16 protein-coding genes and 3 pseudogenes are annotated in these 22,206 nt (G+C 62.6%); 9 read left to right on the top strand and 10 right to left on the bottom strand.

The window, feature by feature from the left end:
* Window positions 1–125: 125 nt before the first annotated feature.
* The gene (locus LWH48_RS18280; RefSeq protein WP_269816207.1) at window positions 126–617 is read right to left on the bottom strand and encodes a pilin; all 492 of its coding nucleotides are present in this window, start codon (window positions 615–617) and stop codon (window positions 126–128) included.
* A 471-nt stretch (window positions 618–1,088) separates the two neighbouring features.
* Window positions 1,089–2,360, bottom strand: a pseudogene (locus tag LWH48_RS13235) (IS1380 family transposase); the annotation flags it as partial.
* Window positions 2,361–2,371: 11 nt separating this feature from the next.
* Between LWH48_RS13235 and pilB the strand changes: the two are divergent.
* The 3 genes and pseudogenes from pilB to LWH48_RS13220 all read left to right on the top strand — a co-directional run.
* A pseudogene (gene pilB / locus LWH48_RS13230) lies at window positions 2,372–3,661 on the top strand (type IV-A pilus assembly ATPase PilB); the annotation flags it as partial.
* A 134-nt stretch (window positions 3,662–3,795) separates the two neighbouring features.
* Window positions 3,796–5,031: a type II secretion system F family protein gene (locus LWH48_RS13225; protein WP_232912940.1), complete on the top strand. Its 1,236-nt coding sequence runs from the start codon at window positions 3,796–3,798 to the stop codon at window positions 5,029–5,031.
* 223 nt (window positions 5,032–5,254) lie between these two features.
* The gene (locus LWH48_RS13220) at window positions 5,255–6,103 is read left to right on the top strand and encodes a prepilin peptidase (protein ID WP_232912943.1); all 849 of its coding nucleotides are present in this window, start codon (window positions 5,255–5,257) and stop codon (window positions 6,101–6,103) included.
* Window positions 6,104–6,148: 45 nt separating this feature from the next.
* Here LWH48_RS13220 and LWH48_RS13215 read toward each other — a convergent pair whose 3' ends face one another.
* From LWH48_RS13215 to dctP, 3 genes are all read right to left on the bottom strand, one after another.
* Window positions 6,149–7,459 (bottom strand): TRAP transporter large permease, encoded by a 1,311-nt coding sequence (locus LWH48_RS13215; protein WP_232912939.1) that lies wholly within the window; start codon window positions 7,457–7,459, stop codon window positions 6,149–6,151.
* Window positions 7,456–7,974 (bottom strand): TRAP transporter small permease, encoded by a 519-nt coding sequence (locus LWH48_RS13210; RefSeq protein ID WP_232912938.1) that lies wholly within the window; start codon window positions 7,972–7,974, stop codon window positions 7,456–7,458. The genes LWH48_RS13215 and LWH48_RS13210 overlap by 4 nt, the downstream gene beginning before the upstream one ends.
* Before the next feature lie 64 nt (window positions 7,975–8,038).
* Complete coding sequence (dctP, locus tag LWH48_RS13205) at window positions 8,039–9,049, bottom strand: TRAP transporter substrate-binding protein DctP (RefSeq protein WP_232912937.1); 1,011 nt, start codon at window positions 9,047–9,049, stop codon at window positions 8,039–8,041.
* Window positions 9,050–9,171: 122 nt separating this feature from the next.
* Between dctP and LWH48_RS13200 the strand changes: the two genes are divergently transcribed.
* Both LWH48_RS13200 and LWH48_RS13195 read left to right on the top strand, forming a co-directional pair.
* On the top strand, window positions 9,172–10,587 hold the full coding sequence (locus tag LWH48_RS13200; protein WP_232912936.1) for an aminotransferase-like domain-containing protein: 1,416 nt from the start codon (window positions 9,172–9,174) through the stop codon (window positions 10,585–10,587).
* A gap of 20 nt (window positions 10,588–10,607) precedes the next feature.
* Entirely contained in the window at window positions 10,608–11,867 is a 1,260-nt protein-coding gene (locus LWH48_RS13195; protein WP_232912935.1) for an NAD(P)/FAD-dependent oxidoreductase, read from the top strand.
* 136 nt (window positions 11,868–12,003) lie between these two features.
* Here LWH48_RS13195 and LWH48_RS13190 read toward each other — a convergent pair whose 3' ends face one another.
* The 5 genes from LWH48_RS13190 to LWH48_RS13170 all read right to left on the bottom strand — a co-directional run bounded on the left by LWH48_RS13190 (window position 12,004) and on the right by LWH48_RS13170 (window position 16,901).
* Window positions 12,004–13,977 carry a polysaccharide biosynthesis protein gene (locus tag LWH48_RS13190; RefSeq protein WP_232912934.1) on the bottom strand — a complete coding sequence of 658 codons (1,974 nt, stop codon included), beginning with the start codon at window positions 13,975–13,977 and terminating at the stop codon, window positions 12,004–12,006.
* 268 nt (window positions 13,978–14,245) lie between these two features.
* On the bottom strand, window positions 14,246–14,647 hold the full coding sequence (locus LWH48_RS13185) for a helicase-related protein (RefSeq protein ID WP_232912933.1): 402 nt from the start codon (window positions 14,645–14,647) through the stop codon (window positions 14,246–14,248).
* A gap of 35 nt (window positions 14,648–14,682) precedes the next feature.
* Window positions 14,683–15,432 (bottom strand): SNF2-related protein, encoded by a 750-nt coding sequence (locus tag LWH48_RS13180; protein WP_232912932.1) that lies wholly within the window; start codon window positions 15,430–15,432, stop codon window positions 14,683–14,685.
* 519 nt (window positions 15,433–15,951) lie between these two features.
* Window positions 15,952–16,443: a DUF4411 family protein gene (locus LWH48_RS13175; RefSeq protein ID WP_232912931.1), complete on the bottom strand. Its 492-nt coding sequence runs from the start codon at window positions 16,441–16,443 to the stop codon at window positions 15,952–15,954.
* On the bottom strand, window positions 16,440–16,901 hold the full coding sequence (locus tag LWH48_RS13170; protein WP_332875630.1) for an ImmA/IrrE family metallo-endopeptidase: 462 nt from the start codon (window positions 16,899–16,901) through the stop codon (window positions 16,440–16,442). Before LWH48_RS13170 ends, LWH48_RS13175 begins: the two co-directional genes overlap by 4 nt.
* Window positions 16,902–17,043: 142 nt before the next feature.
* Here LWH48_RS13170 and LWH48_RS13165 point away from each other — a divergent pair.
* The 4 genes and pseudogenes from LWH48_RS13165 to LWH48_RS13150 form a co-directional block, all read left to right on the top strand.
* A pseudogene (locus tag LWH48_RS13165) lies at window positions 17,044–17,487 on the top strand (IS110 family transposase); the annotation flags it as partial.
* Between the two features lie 96 nt (window positions 17,488–17,583).
* A complete protein-coding gene (locus LWH48_RS13160) occupies window positions 17,584–18,579 on the top strand; it encodes a site-specific integrase (RefSeq protein WP_232912930.1) in 996 nt (331 codons plus the stop codon).
* A gap of 156 nt (window positions 18,580–18,735) precedes the next feature.
* Window positions 18,736–20,307 carry an ATP-binding protein gene (locus LWH48_RS13155; protein ID WP_232912929.1) on the top strand — a complete coding sequence of 524 codons (1,572 nt, stop codon included), beginning with the start codon at window positions 18,736–18,738 and terminating at the stop codon, window positions 20,305–20,307.
* A 207-nt stretch (window positions 20,308–20,514) separates the two neighbouring features.
* Complete coding sequence (locus tag LWH48_RS13150) at window positions 20,515–22,092, top strand: ATP-binding protein (RefSeq protein WP_232912928.1); 1,578 nt, start codon at window positions 20,515–20,517, stop codon at window positions 22,090–22,092.
* Window positions 22,093–22,206 lie beyond the last annotated feature (114 nt).

Here is a 22,206-nt window from a genome sequence, read left to right as displayed (position 1 = left end):
GGGCAAGGGGAAAGGGGAAAGGGGCAAGGGGAAAGCAGGATTGTAGAAACGCCAGCGGCCGGCATTTCTGCCAGCCGCTGGATGGTTCAGGCTACGAAATGGGGATCTGTCCCCGATTATCAGGTTTAGGGGGTAGTGGTAACAGCAGAACATGCATTCGGGCGAAAAGCCTCGTTGACATCAGTTCGGCATGTCCACCCATCCGCCAGGCGAACAACTTCCACATAGTTCCCAGAAAGCCTCGCACTTGCATCAGCGCCATCAAAAGCAAATCTGATGTAAGCGGGAGTAGCAATATTTCCATCCGTATCTAGGGTTTCTTGCTGAACACTGACAGTACCCATTTGCGGGGCGGCATCTTGAGAGATTCCGATAAAGCCATCATCAGCACTAGCTAAAGACAAATCATGACCTTCTTGAATTGCAAACTCAGCTTCAGTTTGTGCACCTCGAACTGTTGCAAGAGCAGAATTAACTTCTGAACGAGTTACATAGTCCTGATACCTCGGAATCGCGATCGCCGCCAGAATACCGATGATCGCCACCACGATCAGCAGCTCTATCAGGGTAAAACCGCCCTGACCCTGCTTAATCTTCACCATTTCATGTTTTTTCATCGTCTTGCCCCTTTGCTCCTGTCCGTCCGGCCCGTCGGCCCTTCGGGTTGCGATGGGCGTCGCTGCGCCGGTGTCACGGCTATTCTCAACTTCGAGGTGCCAACACTGTCAGCTTGAGCACCTAAGATTACATTAAGTTACGAACCACGCTCTTGCAAGATGCAGGGTAGCCTTTCGGCGCAAATTCTTCATGCCTTGGGTCAACGTTTCGCCGCCGGGCGCAAGCGGCATGGGAGGTGCGGTGTTGAATCTGCATCGTTGGCGGGCACCGCGAGGCTGGGCGCGGAGTGGGGTTGGGGGCTAGCCCGGATGTTGCATCGGGCTGATCAGAAGTGCTCAGGTTTCAGGCCCGGAGAGTGTGATCCCTCTCCGGGCCTGAAATTGGCTACATATTGATCAAATTGCTGAGTTCAGGACGCACTGCCCCCAACCCCCATGTGTTTTCTGTGCCGGGGGCAGCACGCCGCGGCGCTATCCCGGCACCAGCTTGCTGGCCAGCTTCATGAAGAGCTCCTGCTCCGGGTACTGGCTGCTCAACATCAGCCGAATCGTGCGCGTGTTGCGGGTGATGACAGCGCCGATCTTCAGCAGCTTCAGGCGGAGGGTGTTGACCTGGGCCTGGGCGAAGGCGGTGCGCTTGAGGTAGACCCGGCGCAGCCGCTCCAGCAGCAGGTAGGCCAACCCCGAGAGCAGCAGTCGGTACTGGTTGGGCCACCATTCGTGGCAGCTGGTGCGGTCGGAGAACAGGAACTGCTGCTCCTTGATACGGTTCTCCATCTCACCCCGGGCACAGTAGCGGTGGTCATAGAGCCACTCGGCGCTGCAGCCGCGCAGGCTGGTGACCACATAGCGGGTGTTGAAGCCACGCCGGCTGGTCTCGGACTTGACGATCACCCTTCGTCGACGCTCCTTCCAGCTCTTGGCAGCGTACTCGATGAAGCCGAAGACACGTTCCTTCTCCCAGCTCTTCTCGAAGCGGATGGCCGATTCGTAGTCGATGTCCAGAGCCAGCTTGGCCAAGCGCTTGTTGCCGGCGAGGCCGATGATGTAATCGACGCCATGGCGGTCACACCAGTTGAGGATCAGCGGACGGCAGAAGCCGCTGTCGCCGCGGAAGACGATCTTCACCTCAGGCCACGCCTGGCGCAGCCGACGGACCAACAGAGCGAGGATGGCACCGGCGTGGTGAGCGGCATCCAGCGAGGCCGGACGCAGGTAGCTGACCAGCAGCTGGTCGCCACAGAACACGAACAGCGGCAGGAAGATGTAGTGGTTGTAGTAGCCGTTGAAGTGCCGCCCGAGCTGCTGGCCATGCACCCGATCGTCGGTAGCATCGAAGTCGAGGTAGAGCGGCTTCTTGGGTGGCCGCCGGAACGAGCGGATGAACTGCTCGATCATCTCCTCGTGGATGGTGATCGCCCAGTCCCGGTCAGCTTGCTGCTCGAAGCGGCACAAGGTGGACTGACTGGCCAGCACGCCATCGGTATCGACGGCGGTCTGCAGGGCGATGTCGTGACGCAACGCATGGTGGTCATTGAGATCCTCATAGCCCAGTGCCAGGCCGAACACGCGCTGCCGGACCAGGGTTTCGGTGCGGTGCAGGCAGCGCTGAGCGTCGCGCTCGTCGCTGAGTCGGCGAGCGACGGCGCGGATCAGGCCCATCTCGCGATCGAGCTGCCGCAGCAGCAGGATACCGCCGTCAGAAGTGACATCACCGCCATCAAAACGGGCGATGATCTGACGACCTTTGCAGCGCCAACAGCGAGAAGAGCATGCTCGACTCGCTCAAGGGCGTGGACGACGCCATCGGCGAGCTGGGCTACGCCGACGAGGAGGGCAGCGGCGAGGTGGACCCCCACACCGATGCCCAGTCGGCCCGGGAAGACGCGCCGATCATCAAGTTCGTCAACAAGATCCTGCTCGACGCCATCAACCGCGGTGCCTCGGATATCCACTTCGAGCCCTACGAGACCAGCTACCGGGTGCGCTTTCGCATCGACGGCATGCTCCACGACGTGGCCCATCCGCCCTTCGCCATGCGCACCCGCATCGCCGCGCGCCTCAAGGTAATGTCGCGGCTGGATATCTCCGAGCGCCGCCTGCCCCAGGATGGCGCCATCAAGCTGCGGCTCTCCAAGTCGCGCTCCATCGACTTCCGCGTCAACTCGCTGCCCACGGTGTACGGCGAGAAGGTGGTGCTGCGAATACTGGACCCCACATCGGCGCAGATCGGCATTGAGCAGCTCGGCTTCACCCCCGAGCAGAAGGCGATGTATGAGACGGTGCTCGACCAGCCCCAGGGCATGATCCTGGTCACCGGCCCCACCGGCAGTGGCAAGACGGTGACCCTCTACACCGGGATCAATATCCTGAACGAGGTGGAGCGCAACATCTGCACCGCCGAAGACCCGGTGGAGATCAAGGTGCCCGGGGTCAACCAGGTCAACGTGCTGCCCAAGATCGGGCTGGACTTCGCCAGCGCCCTGCGCGCCTTCCTGCGCCAGGACCCGGACGTGGTGATGGTGGGTGAGATCCGCGACCTGGAGACCGCCGAGATCGCCGTAAAGGCTTCCCAAACCGGCCACCTGGTGCTCTCCACGGTGCACACCAACTCGGCGGCGGAAACCCTCACGCGCCTGGCCAACATGGGCCTGGCACCGTTCAATATCGCCAGCTCCGTGAGCCTGATCATCGCCCAGCGCTTGGCACGCCGGCTGTGCAAGCACTGCAAGCAGCCCGCCGACATTCCCCACGAGGTATTGGAGCAACAGGGCTTCACGCCTGAGGAGATCGCCGGCGCCACGATATTCGAGCCGGTGGGCTGCAAGCACTGCACCAAGGGCTTCAAGGGCCGCGTGGGCATCTACGAGGTGGTGCCAATCAGCAACGCCATGAGCCAACTGATCATGCGCAACGGCAACTCCATGGACTTCGACACCCAGGCCCGCGAGGAGGGCCACCCGGACCTGCGCCGTAGCGCCCTGCTCAAGGCGATGCAGGGCGTGACCAGCCTGGCGGAAGTGTTCAGGGTGACGAAGGACTAAGCTGGAGGAGGCAAGGGGCAAGGGGTTTCCTTGACCCCTTGATTCCTTGCTCCTGGATCCTTTCTACTTTCTACTCAGTCACAACCAAATATCAGCGCATGCCGCGGCGTGCGACGCAGGGGAAGGGATCACCTATGGCCACGGCACACAAACTCAGGGCGAACCAGAAGACCAAGCTCTACCGCTGGAACTGGACCGGCAAGGGCCCGGGCGGGCGCAGGGTGGGTGGGGAGATCATCGCCGCCCAGAAGCAGGAGGTCGAGCGGATCCTCGGCGGCCAGAACATCATCGTCAAGAACGTGCGCCGCAAGGGAGGGATCGGCGGCGGCATGGGCAAGATCAAGCCCCGCGACATCATGCTGTTCGCCCGCCAGATGGCCACCATGATCCGCGCCGGCGTGCCCATCCTGCAGGCCTTTCAGGTGGTGGCGGAGAGCATGAAGAAGCCCGCCATGAGCGCCCTGGTGCAGGAACTGATGAACGATGTGGGCGCCGGTGCCAGCTTCTCCGAGGCAATGCAACGCCACCCGCAGCACTTCGACAAGCTGTTCTGCAACCTGGTGGCGGCCGGCGAACAATCCGGCTCGCTGGATCGCATGCTCGAGCGCGTGGCCACCTACAAGGAGAAAGTGGAGTCTCTCAAGTCGCGGGTAAAGAAGGCACTGTGGTACCCCGCCGCGGTCATCGCCGTGGGCATTGGCGTTACCGCCCTGCTGCTGATCAAGGTGGTCCCCCAGTTCGAGAGCCTTTTCCACGGCTTCGGCGCCGAACTGCCAGCCATGACCCGCATGACCATAGCGATGTCGGAGTTCGCCCAGGCCTACTGGTGGTGGTTCATTGTCGGCATCGCGGCCTTCATCTTCTTTATCCGCACCGGGATAAAGCGCTCCGAGAGCTTCGCCTATCGCATGCATGCGTGGTCGCTGAAGATCCCGGTGATCGGCCAGATCCTCGACAAGTCCGCCGTGGCGCGTTACTCACGCACCCTAGCCACCACCTTCGGCGCCGGCGTGCCGCTGGTGGAGGCGCTGGATACCGCCGCCGGCGCCACCGGCAACAAGGTCTACGAGCGGGCCGTGTGGCAGATTCGCGAGGACGTCGCTACCGGCCAGCAGCTCGCCTTCGCCATGCGTATGACCGAGCAGTTCCCTCCCCTCGCGGTGCAGATGGTCGGCATCGGCGAGGAAGCCGGCTCGCTCGACGCCATGCTCAACCGTGTCGCCGACTACTACGAGGAGGAGGTCGACAATATGGTCGACACCCTCACCTCGCTGCTCGAACCCTTTATCATCGTGGTACTCGGCGTGCTCGTCGGCGGCTTGGTCATCTCCATGTACCTGCCGATCTTCGAACTCGGTTCAGTCATCTAACAACGCGGCCACCACCTCGTAGGAGGCCGGCTCCGCCGGGCGAACGGAGGCCGCAGGCCTCCCGGCGGTCGGCGGTGCCACCAAACCTCCTTTTGGGGTCAGACCCCGGCGGAGGGACCACCGCCAGAATCGTGCCCCCTGACAACACCTGACGCCCTGGCCGGGGTCTGACCCCAAAAGAGCGGCAGGCACCACAAATCAGCTCCCCTGAGGCTCTACCTTGCTGGATTTACCCCCCACCCTCCTCTACCCCCTCACGACCTTCATCGGCCTCTGCCTCGGCAGCTTCCTCAATGTGGTGATCGCCCGCCTGCCGGTGATGCTGATGCGCGGCTGGCGAGCCGAAGCACGTGAGGCGCTGGAACTACCGGAAGAGCACAACGAACCATTCAACCTGCTTACCCCGCGCTCCATGTGCCCAGCCTGCGAGGCACCTATCGCCTGGCACGATAATATCCCGGTCATCGGCTGGCTGAAGCGCCACGGACGCTGCGCCAACTGCAACGCCCGCATCAGCCCCCAGTACCCGCTGGTGGAGCTGGCCGGAGGCGCCCTGGCACTCGCCGTGGTGGCACTGTTCGGCGCCACCTGGCAGGGACTGTTCGTGCTCGGGGCCTGCCTTGCGCTGCTCGCCATGGCGGTAGTCGACTTGCGCACCCAACTGCTGCCGGACAGCCTCACCCTGCCGCTGCTGTGGGCCGGCCTGCTCTACCAGTTGCTGTTCCAGCCACTGATGCTCCCAAGTGCGGTGATCGGCGCTATGGCCGGGTATCTGGTGCTGTGGGGCTTCTACTGGGCGTTCAAGCTGATCACCGGCAAGGAGGGCATGGGCTATGGCGACTTCAAACTACTTGCCGCATTGGGCGCCTGGATGGGCTGGCAAACCCTGCCGCTGCTGCTAATTCTCTCCGCCGGCGTCGGTGCGGTGCTGGGCATCCTTATCCAGTTGGCCGTACCCAGGCTACGCGGCGCCCCCATGCCCTTCGGGCCCTACCTAGCCCTGGCGGGCTGGATCACGCTGCTGGCAGGTGAGCCGCTGATGGGCCACTACCTCGCCTTGGTGGGATTCTAGGCATGCTCGGCGGCGAGCCGGCTACCGCCGAGCATACCGCGCCTCCTACTGCCCGTAACCCAGCACCCAGGTGGGTAATGTCAGCGACAGTGCCGGAATGAAGGTGGTCAGCAACACCACCGGCAGGTAGGCCCCCAGCAGCAGTACCAGGGTGGGCCGCAGCATGCGACTCAGGCTGCTGCCCCCAACCAGAGCACCAAAGTAAAGAATCGGCGCCGTAGGCGGGGTGATGAGCCCCATGCCGAGGTTGGTGGCGATGATCGCGGCAAACTGTACTGGGTCGATCTCCAGCGCCTGCACCAGCGGCATCAGCATGGGTGTGGCCAACAGGATACCGCTGACATCCTCCATGAACATGCCGATCAGCAGCAGGAAGAGGTTGAGCAACAGCATCAGCAACAGCGGATTCTCGGTGATGCTCAGAAAGCCCGCCAGTACCATCTGGGGCACATTCTCCATGGTCAGCATTCGCGCCAGCATGGCCGAGAAGAACACCAGCACTAGCAGGGTGCCCGCGGTCTGCCCCGCGCGCCACAGCACGTCATGCAGGTCGGCCAGGCGCAGCTCGCGGTAGTACCAAAGACTGATGGGAATGGCGTAGAGCACAGCGATCGCCGCCGCCTCGGTGGGCGTGGTCACACCACCATAGATGCAGCCGAGGATGATCATGGGCATGGCCAGGCCCAGCGCCGCACGGCGCGTCTGACCGGCGATATCGCGCACGACCACCGGCAGCGGAGCCGGTTCGGGCTTCTCCAGCGGCATGTGGCGAGTTAGCACGCGGTTCCAGAAACAGAACAGCAGCACCAGCAACACCCCAGGCAGCACCGGCGCCAGGAAGGACGCGGTGACCGAAGTGCCCGACACCCAGCCGTAGATGATCATCGAGGCGCTGGGCGGGATCAGCAGCGCCAGCACCGCCGAGGTGGAGACCAGCGCCGTGGCATAGCCGCGGTCGTAGCCGCGCTCCACCATGCGCGGGATCATGATCTTGCCTACCGCGGCTACCGCCGAGGAGGCCATTCCGGAGATGGCGCCGAACACCGCGGTGGTCATGATCACCACCACCCCGAGCCCACCATGCAGACGCCCGAAGACGGCATCGGCCAAGCCCACCAGGCGATTGGCGATGCCGCCCTGCCCCATCAGGTTGCCGGCGATGATGTAGAGCGGCAGAGCCACCAGGATCAGCGACGACATCTGGCCGAAGCCTGCCCCGACCAGGAAGGAGGCGCTGCCGAAGTCGCCGACCAGAAACAGCAGCAGGACCGCCGCCGCGAAACACAGCGGCACCGGCACACCGATCAGCAGCAGTGCCACCAACAGCAAGACATCCAGCACAATGATGACGTTCACGCGACCTCCTTGTCACACACCAGGCGGCGCAGGTTATCCGCGCACTCCACCAGCAGGTAGAAGGTCATCAGGCCAAGCCCGGCGGGAATGCTGGCCTGGATCAGCCACACCGGCACACGCAACTCAGTGCTGCGCATGTTCATCTGCCAAGACCACTCCACCAGGCCGATGGCCCACCAGGTCATCCAGGCGCAGATAATCACCGCCAGCAGCGAGGCGAACCAGTGCACCCAGCGCTTGGGGGTCTCGCCGATGGCCAGCACGTCCACCAACGAGGCAGAGATATGCTCGCGCTGCTCGGCACCCAGGGCAGCCCCCAGGAAGTAGAACCACACGGCGAGGTAGAGAATCACCTCCTCGATGCCGAGGATCGAGGTACGAAACAGGTAGCGGCTGGCGATCTGCACCAGGATGGCCAGCGTCAGCAGGCCCCCGGCCGCGGTCACGATCCCGCGCAGGAGCCGCACCTTGAGACGCCAGATGGCGCGCCAAGGCGAAGACAGGGGTAAGGACATGAGGCGTCTCCCGCAGCTGCATGATACTGGCCACCCTGCACAGGGTGGCCAGCATGACGACGCCTCACTCCGCGGCGACGGCCGCCTCGAGACGCTCCATCACCTCCTCGCCGAGCTCATCGCCGATCTCCGGCCACACCTCCTCGCGTACCACGTCGGCGAACTGCGCCAGTTCCTCATCGGAGAAGGTCACCACCTCGATGCCCGCCTCGCGCATGGCGTCGAGTTGCGCCTGGTCGGCCGCCTGTACCTCGTCGAAACGCTCCAGGGTGATCTCCTGAGCAACCTCACGGACCACCTGCTGGTGTTCCGGCGCCAGGCGGTCCAGCGACTGCTGATTGATGACGATCCAGGCAAGCTCCAGGTGATCGTTGTACTGCACCCAGGTCTCGGTGATATCAGCGAAGTTGGCCATCGCCATCTCCGCGGTGCCGCCAATCTGGCCATCGACCACACCGGTCTGCATAGAGGTGTAGAGCTCCGCCCAGGGCACGGTGGCCACCTCGAAGCCCAGTCGCTCCATCATCGTGCGATGGGTGGTGCCGCCAGGCCAGACGCGAATGCGCAGCCCCTGCTCGGCGTTCGGGTCCTTGGGAGCCGGCACCTCGGCAGCGAAGCCAGCACCGCCCATGCCGGCCGGGTATACCCCCAACAGGGCCATGTTCTGTTCATCGATCATGTCGCCGACGAGCTCGGCAACATAGCCATCGGCGCTGTACGCCTCACGCGCGGCAGCATAGGTAGGTGCCAGGTAGGGAAACCAGGCGATGGCCATCTGCGGGTTGACGTTGGTCGACAGCGGCTGGATGGCCATGTCCACGGCGCCCTGCATCAGCTGGGCATGCACCTCGGTCCAGTCGCCGAGCTGGCTGGCGGGGTAAACATCGATGGTGACCTCGCCCTCGGTGCGCTCGGCGACGCGCTCGGCCATGGCCTCGGCAGCCTGGGTCCCGGACTCGTCCGGCGCGAACAAGGTCGACAGCCGCAGGCTGGTAGCCGCCTGAGCGCTGAGCGAGGCGCCTCCAAGCGCCACGGCCAGGGTGAGCGGCAACCAGCGGGAGGGAGACATTGTCATGATTGTTATCCTCTTTGATGGGTGTCAAGGCCACAAATCCGGCCTTGCCATTAACTTGTAATGCATTAATATGGATTGTCAAGCCACATTGTATGGCCATTGTATGGAAACGAGACCGCCCCATGCCCGACGCGCCGCCCCTGCAACGCCTGCTGGATGACCTTCGCCTGAACCGCGAAGGCGATACCCCCCTCTACGAACAGCTGGCCGAGTACCTGTCCACACGCATCGAGAAGGGCACCCTTCCCGCCGGGACACGCCTGCCGCCGCACCGTGACATCGCCAGCCAGCTGGATATCAACATCACTACCGTGACCCGCGCCATCGCCGAGCTGAAGTCACGCGCCCTGGTGGAGAGCCGGCCCGGCCGCGGCACTCGGGTGGCGGCCATGGAGTCGCCAGGTACCGACTTCCAGACCGCTCCCATCACCAACCAGGACGTGATCGACCTGAGCGTCAACCGTCCTGCGCTGGATCTCTACACCGAGACATTGAGCGCCACCCTGGCGACGCTCGCCGACGATCCACGCTATGCCGACATCAAGGATTACCAGCAGCCGGTGGGACCGGGATGGGCGCGTCATGCTTATGCCACCTGGTGGCAAGCCCAGGGGCTCAGCCTCGACCCCCAGCGGCTGACGCTGGTCGATGGCGCTCAGCATGGACTGTCGATGATCCTGCGCAGCGTGACACAGCCTGGCGAGATCATCCTCGCCGACAGCGTGACCTATCAGGGCATCAACGCCCTGTGCCACACCCTGGGCCGCGAGTTGATAGGCGTGGAGGGAGACGATCAGGGCATCTCACCGGAACACCTCGAAGCCCTCTGCCAGAGCCACGCCCCGCGCATGCTGTTCGTGGTGCCCTGCCTGCACAACCCCACCACCCGCACCCTCTCGCATGCGCGACGCGAGGCGATCGTGGCGATCGCCCGCCACCACGACCTGCTGCTGATCGAGGATGACGTCTATCGTCCACTGCAGCAGAGTGCGCCCCCGCCGCTGCTGGACCTGGCTCCCGAACGCACCTTTCACGTCAGCGGATTCTCCAAGTGCGTGGCCCCGGGGCTGCGCTTCGGGGCGATCGCCTCGCCGCCCGACTATCACCATGACATCGCCGCGGCCATGCGCATCGACTGCTGGAGCGGCTCGCCACTGACCGCGCTGATCGCCACCCGGCTGCTGGAGAGCGGCGACATGACGCGCATCATCCAGGCCCAGCATGCCGAGCTGGTGGCGCGCCATGACATCCTGATCGAACGGCTGGGCCGACAGGTACTGTGGAGCCAGGCCGGTGCCACGCACGCCTGGCTGCTGCTGCCCGAACCGTGGCGCGGCACCGACTTCGTCAAGGCCAGTGCCGAGCAGGGCGTGAGGCTGCTGCCGGCCTCGGCCTTCACCCTGCGCCAGGTGGTGCCGCCGGCAGCGGTGCGTATCAACCTGGCCGCGGCACGCTCGCGGGAGGCCCTCGCCGAGGCGCTGACCCGCCTTGACCTGCTGGCCCGCCGTGGCCATCACTACATGCACGACATGGCCTGACCCCCGTCACGGAGAGACTCATGCGGTCCCACAACAACGACACCACACCGCGCCGCCATATCGTCATCGGCGGCGGCATCGTCGGCCTGGCCACGGCGCTGACACTGCGCCTGGAAGGGCATGAAGTCACTCTTCTGGAGCGTGATACCCCAGGGCATGGCGCCTCGCTGGGTAACGCCGGCACCTTCGCCACCTACGCCATCACGCCGCTTGCTCAGCCCGCCCTGCTGCGCCAGACCCCCCACCTGCTGACCTCCCGAGACTCGCCGTTTCACCTGCGCTGGCGGCACCTGCCACGCCTGCTGCCCTGGCTGCTGCGCTTCGTGGCCGAGGCGCGCCCCGCGCGCGTGCGCCACAACATCGAGCACCTGAACCATCTGATGGCCCGTGCTGATGCCGACTGGCAGCGCCTGCTGGTGGCCGCGGACGCCGAATCGCTGATGACACGGCGCGGCTGCCTGTACACCTATCAGACCCATGCGGCCTGGGAACAGGCCGCGCAAGAGCATGAGATGCTGGGCCAGAACGGTATTGATTACCGGGTGCTGAACGAACATCAAACCGCTGACCTAGAACCGGCCCTGGCCGGCAAGGTGAAGGGCAGCATCTGGTATCCCGAGGCCAGCCATGTGGCGGATCCGCTGATGCTGTGCGAGCGTCTGCGTCGGGCATTCGAAACGCTTGGCGGGACTGTGCATACCTCGTGCGACGTCGAGCAGGTATCAGTGCATGGTGCTGACGTGATGGTTAGCTCCAGCATAGGTCAGACAGTTTGCGACCATGCCGTGATCACCGCCGGCATTGGCACGCGACAATTGGCCAGGAAGCTGGGTGATCAGATGCCACTAGAGGCTGAGAGGGGATACCACCTAGAGTACCCTATGGACACCCCGCTTCTGCAGCGCCCGTGCTGCATCGCCGAACATGGCTTCTATATGACACCCATGGCGGGGCGCCTGCGGGTGGCCGGCACGGTGGAGCTGGGGCGGGCAAGCGACCCCGCGAACCCGGCGCGCTACCGCTACCTAGAACGGGTAATGAGCAAGCTGTTTCCCGAGCTTGGTGCCCCCGCCACCTACTGGATGGGCTGCCGCCCCTCACTTCCGGACACCTTGCCTATCATCGGCGCCTCAAAACGCACCTGCAAGGTTCACTATGGCGTCGGTCACGGTCACCTAGGCCTGACTCTGGCGGCCGCTACAGGAGCCCTGATTCAGGCTGACATCTATAGCAAACCTCCCGAGTGGCTAGCTGCCCTCTCCATCGACCGCTTTCGCTGACGACACTGCGTGCTGAGCCTGGCACCAGGAGTGAAAGGGTTTATGGAGGCATCGAATAAAAATTATGTAAGCGATAGAACAAGAAAGCCGCCGCCTCGATCCCTCGAGACGGCGGCTTCCGATGACTCGACAAGCCTCAATGCCTTGCGGCACTCACCTCCACCACCTGCTGGCCACCCTTCCCACACCCATTGGGCAACAGATCCACCATATTCCCGCTATGCGCGAAGCCGCTCACACCACGCTTCAGGGCCGCACAGGCGCGCACACTGTCCAGCCCTTGCTCGGCCTCGCGCAGCTCCTCAAGCAGCGCCACCAGCTCTCGATGCGGGAGCACCTCCTCATGGGCGCGCAAGATCTTGGGGTGCTGGGTGCCGACCACGCTGTCGCCGATCAGCAGCTCCTCATACAGCTTCTCGCCGGGGCGCAGGCCGCTGAAGACGATCTCGATGTCGCCATCGGGGTTCACCTCGTCTTTAACCTCCAGGCCGGTGAGCTGGATCATGCGCCTAGCCAGGTCGACGATCTTCACCGAGTCCCCCATATCGAGCACGAACACATCGCCGCCCTCGGCCATGGAGCCAGCCTGGATCACCAGCAGTGCCGCCTCGGGAATGGTCATGAAGAAGCGGGTGATCTCTGGATGGGTAACCGTCAGTGGCCCGCCCTGCTCCAGCTGGCGGCGGAACAGCGGCACCACCGAGCCGCTGGAGCCCAACACGTTGCCGAAACGCACCATGCTGAAGATAGTACGGTGGCCATCCTTCAGCGCGTAACGGGTCGCCAGGTCCTGGCATACTAGCTCGGCCATACGCTTGGTAGCGCCCATGACGTTGGTTGGGCGTACCGCCTTGTCGGTGGAGATCAGCACGCAGCGCTCCACGCCAAGACGGGCGGCGCTCTCCGCCACCACACGGGTTCCGTGCACGTTGTTGCGCACGCCCTCCAGTACGTTGTTCTCGACGATCGGCACATGCTTGTAGGCGGCGGCGTGGTAGAGGGTCTGCACGCCGTAGTGGCGGATGGCAGCCTCGACCCGGTTGCGATCACACACGTTGCCGAGCAGCGCGACGAGTGGGAAACTCGCGCCCATCTCGATACGCATGGCCTCGAGCTCCCGCTCGATGGCATAAAGGCCGTACTCGCTGACCTCGAACAGAATCAGCGCGCTAGGCTCGCCGCGCATCGCCTGGCGGCACATCTCGCTGCCGATGGAGCCGCCGGCGCCGGTCACCATCACCACCTTGTCGCGAATACTGGCATCCACCAGCTCGTGCTTGGGCGGCACCGGGTCGCGGCCCAGCAGGTCCTCCAGCTCCACCTCGCGCAGCTGGTCGACGCTGGCCACCCCGGCGACGATCTCCGGCATGGAGGGCACCGTCTGCACCCGCACCGGCAGGTCGGCCAAGCGATCCAGCGCCTGCTTGCGCTGCGCCTTGGTGGCGGTGGGCATGGCCAGCAGCACGCGTTTGATTCCAAGATCCGCCGCCGCCTCTCTGAAGTGGGAAGGGTCGTACACCTTGACGCCCTTGATGGTGCTGTTCCAAAGCGCTGGGTCATCGTCCAGGAAGGCGGCAGTATAGAACTCGCGACCGCTGGCCAGCGCCAGGGTCAACTGCGCCCCTGCCCCGCCGGCGCCGTAGATCGCAACGGCCTCCTTCTCGGTGTAATGCTTGATCAGCCACTGGTAGTAGCTGCGAACCAAGAGCCGCGTGCCGCCCACGTACACCAATGTGACCAGGGCGAAGTTCACCGGCACCGAGCGCGGGAAGCCTTCCCAGCCATAGAAGTACGCCGCCGCCCACATCAGCAGCGCCAGTAGTACCGCCCCCTTGACTACCGCCCACAGTGCCTGGGGCCCCATGAAGCGCACCACGGCGCGGTAGAGCCCCAGCCGCGCGAAGATGAACACCCCCACCGGTGGCACGATCACGAACAGCCACCAGTAGGCCTCCAGGTAGCGCGCCGGCCACCATTCGGCCAGCCGCAGCGCGTAGGCCGACCACAGCGCTAAAGGCAACGCTATGAGATCCGCTGCCACCATGATCAGGCGTTTCTTGCCGCGACTGAGGGTGGCGATGGAGCGGTGCATTCGTCCTGATTGTGTCATCTCAACATCCTGTCGTTGAACTGGAGTGATGATAGCAAACGGCATGCCGCATTACAGCGCGTCCCGCGGGCGATTGACCTATCGATACCGTTGGCCTCTTCTCCTCCCATTTCATGAAAGCAACCCAGAATGAATTCCCTGTCGAGTATGCGCTCGATGGCAGCCACAGGAGCGTCTGAAGTGGCCACCAACATTCGGAGCAGGCGCCAAGGCGATGAACAGACCTACCCGTACAACCTTCGCAAGTTGGGGCAGCCGCTTGTACGCATCAGGCTTCGCACCAATACGAGGTGTAATGATGCACGGCTGTTTGGCTCAATTGACTACGCCACCGGGGCGAACAGCAGCGCCAGGTCCTCCTCGTCGAACAGAGGACCGTCGCTGCCGCGTTCGACGCCGCCTTGAGGATCGAAGCGGCAAGGTCGGCCTTGCGCGCTTGCAAGTCGAGGATACGCTCCTCCACGGTACCGGCACACACCAGCTTGTAGACGAAGACGGGATTCTGTTGGCCCATGCGGTGGGCGCGGCCGGTGGCCTGGGCCTCCACCACGGGGTTCCACCAGGGGTCGTAGTGGATCACGGTGTCCGCGGCGGTGAGGTTGAGGCCGGTGCCGCCCGCCTTGAGGCTGATCAGAAACACCGGGATCTCGCCCTGCTGGAACAGCGCCACCCGCTGGGCGCGGGTCTTGCCCGGGGTATCGCCAGTCAGGTGGTGAAGCAGATGCCATGTTTTTCCAGAGTCTCGCTGATCAACGCCAGCATCTCGGTGAACTGGGAGAAGATCAGGATGCGCCTGCCCTCTTCCACCAGCGGCGGCACCAGCTCGCGCAGCTGGTCGAGCTTGGCCGAGCGTTGGGCCTTGCGGGCACTCTCCAGCTTGACCAGTCGCGGATCGCAGCACACCTGGCGCAGCTTGAGCAGCGCATCGAGCATGACGATGCCGGAGCCCGCCAGGCCACGCTCGGCCACCGCCTGCTGCACCCGCTGGTGCGAGGCCAGGCGCAGGCTCTCGTAGAGCTCGCGCTGGGCACCGCTCAGGGAGACTTCACGGCGGGTCTCGGTCATCTCCGGCAGCTCGGTCAGCACCTGCTGCTTGGTGCGACGAAGCATCAGCGGGGCGATGTGCCGCGAGAGGCACTGGCGAAGCTCGACATCGCTGTCCTTCTCGATCGGGGCACGAAAACGCTGGCCGAACCACTGCTGGCTGCCCAGGGCCCCAGCGTCTCGACCTGATGCTCCAGGATCGTGGGTGCCACTTGTCGCGCCAGGTGACGAGCGATGGTCTGGAGGGACAGCAGCTGGGTTTCCCCCATCCGCGTCAGATATTCGCCGAGGCGGCGTCCCGACGGCACCGTGCCGAGCCCCAACAGCTGCGCCGTGGTGGGGTCCTGGCGCAGCGCATCCAGGTCCGAGAGCGGGCCATTGCCGGAGGCCAGCGACGCGACCAGGCTCCATAGAATCTCGGCGTCACTGGCACCGCGTCGGCGTTGCTTGAGATGGATCCGCTGGGCGACCTGCTCCAGCAGACCGGTTTCCCGAGCCAGTTGGGCGAGGAAGGCCAGCCACCCCTTGGCCGGTAAGCTGAGCGTCGGTGAAGTCGATGTCGACGGAAACGGGTTGAGGCGTTACCTTGGGCATCGGCGCACCTGCTGGGTGAGTGTTGTGAGGATTTGGGCTTTTCACACACATCCCAACAGGCTGCGTCTTTTTCGTTCAAGGCCTCGCTATATGGCACTCACTATCCGGGCATGAAGGACTATGTATCGATGCCACCTCAGCAATAAGCCGCGTGCCCCCCTGCCCGTATGGCGAGGGTTCTCACGGATTATCAAAAAGCGCGTAAACCGCCTTCCTGAGCCGAGACGCGCGAAGGGATGGAATATAAGCGATTGGTAATGATAAGGCAATTTAACTTCGTTTACCCATTTTACCCATCCAGTTTAGTTAAGCACCGTAGGGGTTAGACCGACACTGTCAGTCGAGAACGAATCTTGCCCGCAGGGTATCCAGCAGGTCGTACGTATCGAGGCGTGTCACCTGAAACTGATCACAAATATTGGGCACCTTGACCTTCTTGCTACCCAGCCCGACTCTGGCTTCATTTGTCACCACCTGGTCGCCTATCACCTTGGCCTTTGCCACCAGCCACGGGTCAGCTCCGGCAAGAAAGCTACTGACATGCGGCTCCTGATAGGACGAATGCGTAACAACATGGTCGGCAATGTCAGTGAAGACGGCCTGAGTCACCTCTTCATCCACGGCAAGGAACTGGTGACGACGCAGCTTCACCCACTCACTCAGCTCATCACCACCTGCCGACAGCTCGTCATAGACACTGCGGATGCTGCCAACCTGCCCAACTCCAAACTGCTGATCCAACCAGTCCCAGAACCCCGGCACGATATGCATCCGGTAGTGAAGTGATTTCGCTTGAATATAGGTGTTGGCATCAAGAAGGTAGGTCACAGGCCAAGCTCCTTGCGGGCAAACGTCTTGAGCTTATGTGGTTTCACGCCAATCAGCTGGTAAGCATCTCTCAGCAACAACCGCCCGCTCAACGCCTCACTTGCCACCGCCTGGGCCAGGCGTTTACTCACCCGTCCGGGCACCACACGATCAAAGCTTGCTCCACCGCGTTCTTCCCTATTGCGGTAGGCTTCCAGCCGATTGACCACATATCGCCGGTAGTTGTGCTCAGCAATCAGTTCGAGTTCCTGGGCCCGGCGAGCAATCCCCCACTGGCTCACATGAAAATGCGCGGCCAGCGGCGCCAGGTTGGCTTTCCAATCCTCGACTTCCTGCCACAGCGGCAAGAACTCCTCCTCCGGCACCAGAAATTCCGCCGCAACCGCGTTGCACAACTTCTCGGTGCGCCTGCGGTTGGCAGGATCTCCATCGGAAACCCCGGACTCTCCCAGCCAGATATGAACTAGACATGATGTTTTGACCTGCCCGTCCTCAACGATCGTGGATTATCGTTGGGATGGGTAAACAACCCCTGAGACAGAGCCACATTGAGGAGGGCAGGTCATGACCAAGTTTAACGTTGAACACGCGTCACTTCACATCGCCGGCGCTTCTGTCGTACCGGCGCAGCCGACGGTTCATACCGCCTACGTGGGCTTGGATGTGCACAAGGAGACGATAGCGATCGCCGTTGCTGAACCTGGTCGGCAGGAGCCAGGGTATGAAGGCGAGATTGCCAATACGCCCAAGCGGGTCGAGCGCAAGATTCAACAGCTCAGCGAGCGGTATGGCGGGGGCCTGCTGCAGTTTGTCTATGAGGCGGGCCCTTGCGGGTATGGCCTGTATCGCCAACTGCTGGCCAGCGGCCATGATGTCCAGGTGGTGGCGCCATCGCGGATTCCGAAGGCGCCCGGTGAACAGATCAAGACGGATCGGCGTGATGCGATCAAGCTGGCCCGACTGGCACGCAGTGGCGATCTGACGCCGGTATGGGTTCCGGATACCGAGCAGGAGGCCATGCGCGACCTGACCCGGGCGCGTGATGACATGAAGGCTCAGGAGCCCCCGACGTAGCGTTCTCGGAGGCGTTTTTCGAGCGTCTGATTGCCTTGCGGCTGACGAACTGAGGGGGAGAGTGTCATGAAACGGAATCGTCAGCGCCAGCAGTCCGTCGTGCCTCACCGGCCCGGCCCTTATGATCAGGGAGCCATGACGGCTCCGGTGGAAGGGCTGTCACGAGAGGCGCGGCGGCTGCTCTCGGAGAGCGTCTCGCCCAATACTGTCCGCGGTATGCGATCCGACCTTCGTGTTTACCAGAAGGCCGGCGGTGTACTGCCGGCAACCGAGATCGACATTGCCAACTTTCTCTCGGCACAGAACAAGCTGGGCAAGAAACCGGCGACATTAGAGCGCTATGCCAACTCTCTGCACATGTGGCACCGCTATCACAACGTGCCGTCGCCGGTGAAAACCATGGCAGTACGCAGCGTGATACGCGGCATCAAGAAGTCGCGGGATACTCGCCAAAACTCGGCGCCGACACTGCGGCTCAAGGAATTGCACCAGCTACTGGATGTGATAGATCGACAAAGCTTGTATGGGCTACGAGATAGTGCTTTGTTTTTGCTGAGCTTTTACGGTGCATTTCGACGTAGCGAAGTAGTGGTCATTGCCTGCGAGGATGTGGAATGGCGCCCCGAGGGCATCATCGTCACCCTTCACTACAGCAAAATGAATCGTTCGGGACGCATCGAAACCAAGAGCATCATGCGTGCGCCGCCCGGCACACGCTATTGCCCGGTTACCATACTGGAACGTTGGCTGAGCGCATCAGGGATCGTCAAAGGCGCGATCTTCCGAGCCGTCACCCCGAAGGGACGGCTCGGCGCCGGGCGCATGAGCGCCAACACGCTGGCGGTACGAATGAGGCATGGTCTCAAGGCGGCAGGATTGACTGAGCAGGGGTACTCCCCGCACAGCTTTCGGGCGGGCTTCATCACCGAAGCCCATCTACGGGGCAAGTCTGATGTGCAGATCAAGCGAGTCAGTGGCCACCGGGATCAGCGGACCTTCGAGAAATACATTCGCATTGCGGATGCTTTCGAGAACCACGGCGGTGACTTCTTTGGATTGTGAGCTCGAAAGACGCCAACTACCCCCATCAACGTGTCGCTCCGGCGGCCAGGGCAGCTGTCCCGGCCGCCTTAAAGTGGCAATGCCTGGCCCACCGCGCCATGCATGCTATGCTCACGGCACTCCCGAATCTCTACTGCTCGCTCACAGGAGGATGCCTTGTCCGCCAACGGGAAGAAACGCCTGCCCATCGGGATCCAGACCTTCTCCGAGATCATCGAGGGGGGCTACTACTACGTCGACAAGACCCCGGTGATCGAGCGCCTGGTCCAGCAGAACAAGTACTACTTCCTTTCGCGCCCCCGGCGCTTCGGCAAGAGTCTCCTGCTCGACACCCTGCGCTGCCTGTTCCAGGGGCGCCAGGCACTGTTTGCAGAGCTATATATCCACGACCTCTGGGACTGGCAGCAGGTCTATCCGGTGGTTCGTCTGAGCTTTGGCAGCGGCGTCATGCGCAACCGCGAGGAGCTGGACGCGCGCATTCGCCATCAGCTCCGCAAAAACCGCGAACACCTCGGTCTGCCTACCAGCCCCAAGACAGATATTCCAGGTGAGTTCTCGGACCTGCTGGAGCTCGCTCACCAGGCAACTGGCCAGCCGGTCGTCTTGTTGATCGACGAATACGACAAACCCATTCTCGATAACATCATTGACCCCGAACGAGCCCGCGAGCTGCGTGAGGGACTGAAGAACTTTTACAGCGTAATCAAGGACGCGGACCCGCACCTGCACCTGGTACTGATCACCGGTGTCTCCAAGTTCAGCAAGGTCAGTCTCTTCTCGGGGCTTAACAACCTGCGCGATATCACGCTGCTTCCAGAATACGCGACGATCTGCGGATACACTGATGATGACATCGACAGCGTCTTCGGCCCAGAATTGTCCGGTCTGGACCGCGAGTCCATCCGCACCTGGTATAACGGCTATCGCTGGGGCGGCCCCGATGTCACTTCGGTCTACAATCCCTTCGACGTGTTGCTGTTATTCCAGAACCGTGAGTTTGGGCCTTATTGGTTCGAGAGCGCTACGCCAACATTTCTCGTAGACATCCTCAGGCAGCGCGGGGTCTTTACGCCGCAGCTGGAGCAGTGGGAGACGGAGTACGAACTGCTCAGCCAGTTCGATGTTGATGATATCAGTACCGACGCCCTGCTCTTTCAAACCGGTTATCTCACCATCCGGAATGTCGAGGAGCCTATGCTGGGCTATCGCCAGTATACGCTCGGCTTTCCTAACCGTGAGGTAGAGACCAGCCTGAATCACGCACTATTGCCCGCCCTTGGCGTGGAGGATGGTCCGACTCAGCGCCGTAGCTTGTTCAAGCAACTGCAGCAGAACAACCTGCCAGGCCTGGAAGCCCACCTCAAGGCTCTCTTCGCCAGCCTGCCCCACGACTGGTACCGCAACAACCCGATCGCCAAGTACGAAGGTCACTATGCCAGCGTCTTCTATAGCCACTTTGCTGCCCTGGGGCTCGATATCACCGTGGAAGACGCCAGCCACCACGGCCGAGTGGACATGACAGTCGCCGCCTTCGGCAACCTCTACCTGTTCGAGTTCAAGGTGGTGGAGCAGCTGCCCGAAGGCAAGGCGTTGGATCAGATACATGCCCGCGGCTATGCCGACAAGTACCGCGCGGCCGGAAAGCCGATTCATCTGATCGGTGTGGAGTTCTCCCGGGAGCAGCGTCAGATCGTGGCTTTCGATATCGAGACGGAGAACGCCCCATGACAACGGCGCCCGATCTGCTCGAGAACCACGGAGGCGGGTTTTTCGGTCGGTGAGCCCGACCGGCACTCATCGGCCATCACGACGATACACCGGCGGGCGGGGCACTTCCCTGCTCGCCTTCCAGGCCAGCCCCGTCGCTCACGATGCCCCACATGCTATCCTCAGCCCACGGCCCTGCCCCATGCTGCTCGCTCACAGGAGGATGCCTTGCCCACCACAGGTAAGAAACGCTTGCCCATCGGGATCCAGACCTTCTCCGAGATCATCGAGGGGGGCTACTACTACGTCGACAAGACCCCGGTGATCGAGCGCCTGGTCCAGCAGAACAAGTACTATTTCCTCTCCCGCCCCCGGCATTTCGGCAAGAGCCTGTTGCTCGACACCCTGCACTGCCTGTTCGAAGGTCGCCAGGATCTCTTCGCGGGTCTATATATTCACGACCGCTGGGACTGGGAGCAGACCCACCCGGTGGTTAGGCTGAGCTTCGGCAGTCGCGTCATGCGCAACCGCGAGGAACTGGACGCGCGCATCCGCCATCAGCTGCGCAAGAGCCGTGAGCACCTTGATCTACCTACGACCCCCAAGGCCGACATTCCTGGCGAGTTCTCGGACCTGCTGGAGCTCGCTCACCAGGCAACCGGCCAACCGGTCGTCGTGTTGATCGACGAGTACGACAAACCCATTCTCGATAACATCATTGACCCCGAACGCGCCCGCGAGCTGCGTGAGGGACTGAAGAACCTTTACAGCGTCTTGAAGGACACTGACCCGCACCTGCACCTGGTGCTGATCACCGGGGTCTCCAAGTTCAGCAAGGTCAGCCTCTTCTCGGGACTGAACAATCTCAACGACATCACTCTGGATGCCCCCTTCAGCACGATTTGCGGCTATACCGATGACGACATTGACACAGTCTTTGCGCCCGAACTGCCTGGCCTGGACCGCGACACTATCCGTACCTGGTACAACGGCTACCGCTGGGGCGATGCTGAGGTCGCATCGGTGTACACCCCCTTCGATGTGCTGCTGCTATTCCAGAAGCGTGAGTTCGGTCCTTACTGGTTCGAGAGCGCCACACCAACATTTCTCGTAGACATCCTCAGGCAGCGCGGGGTCTTCACCCCTCAGCTGGACCGACTGCAGGCCAAGGCCCAACTGCTCGGACGCTTCGATGTTGACGATATCACCACCGAAGGGCTGCTGTTCCAGACCGGCCACATCACCATCAAGGACATGCAGGAGCCCATGCTGGGCTACCGACTCTACACCCTGGGGTTCCCCAACCTGGAGGTGGAAAGCAGCCTCAACGATCTGCTGCTTCCCGTGCTCGGGATTGACCATAGTGAGGCCCAGACTCACCAGCTCGGCCTGATGGATGTTTTGCAGCGCCACGATCTGGCGAGCCTCGAGACCCACCTCAAGGCGCTCTTCGCCGGCTTGCCCCACGACTGGTACCGCAACAATCCGATCGCCAAGTACGAAGGCCACTATGCCAGCGTCTTTTACAGCCACTTTGCTGCCCTGGGGCTTGATATCACCGTGGAAGAAGCCAGCCACCACGGCCAAGTGGACATGACGGTGGCGGCTTTCGGACACTTATACCTGTTCGAGTTCAAGGTGGTGGAGCAGCTGCCCGATGGCAAGGCGTTGGATCAGATACATGCCCGCGGCTATGCCGACAAGTACCTTGCCGCCGGAAAGCCGATTCATCTGATCGGTGTGGAGTTCTCCCGGGAGCAGCGTCAGATCGTGGCTTTCGATATCGAGACGCAGAGCGCCCCATGACAACGGCGCCCGATCCGCTCGAGAACCACGGAGGCGACATTTTCGGTCGGTGAGCCCGACCGGCACTCATCGGCCATTACGACGATACACCGGCGGGCAGGGGACCTCCCTGCT

The sequence above is a fragment of the Halomonas sp. G15 genome (assembly GCF_021282295.1).
Taxonomy (GTDB): Bacteria; Pseudomonadota; Gammaproteobacteria; order Pseudomonadales; family Halomonadaceae; genus Halomonas; species Halomonas alimentaria.
The sequence above is the reverse complement of the archived record's forward strand: the minus strand, read 5'-3'. Positions and strand labels throughout refer to the sequence as shown.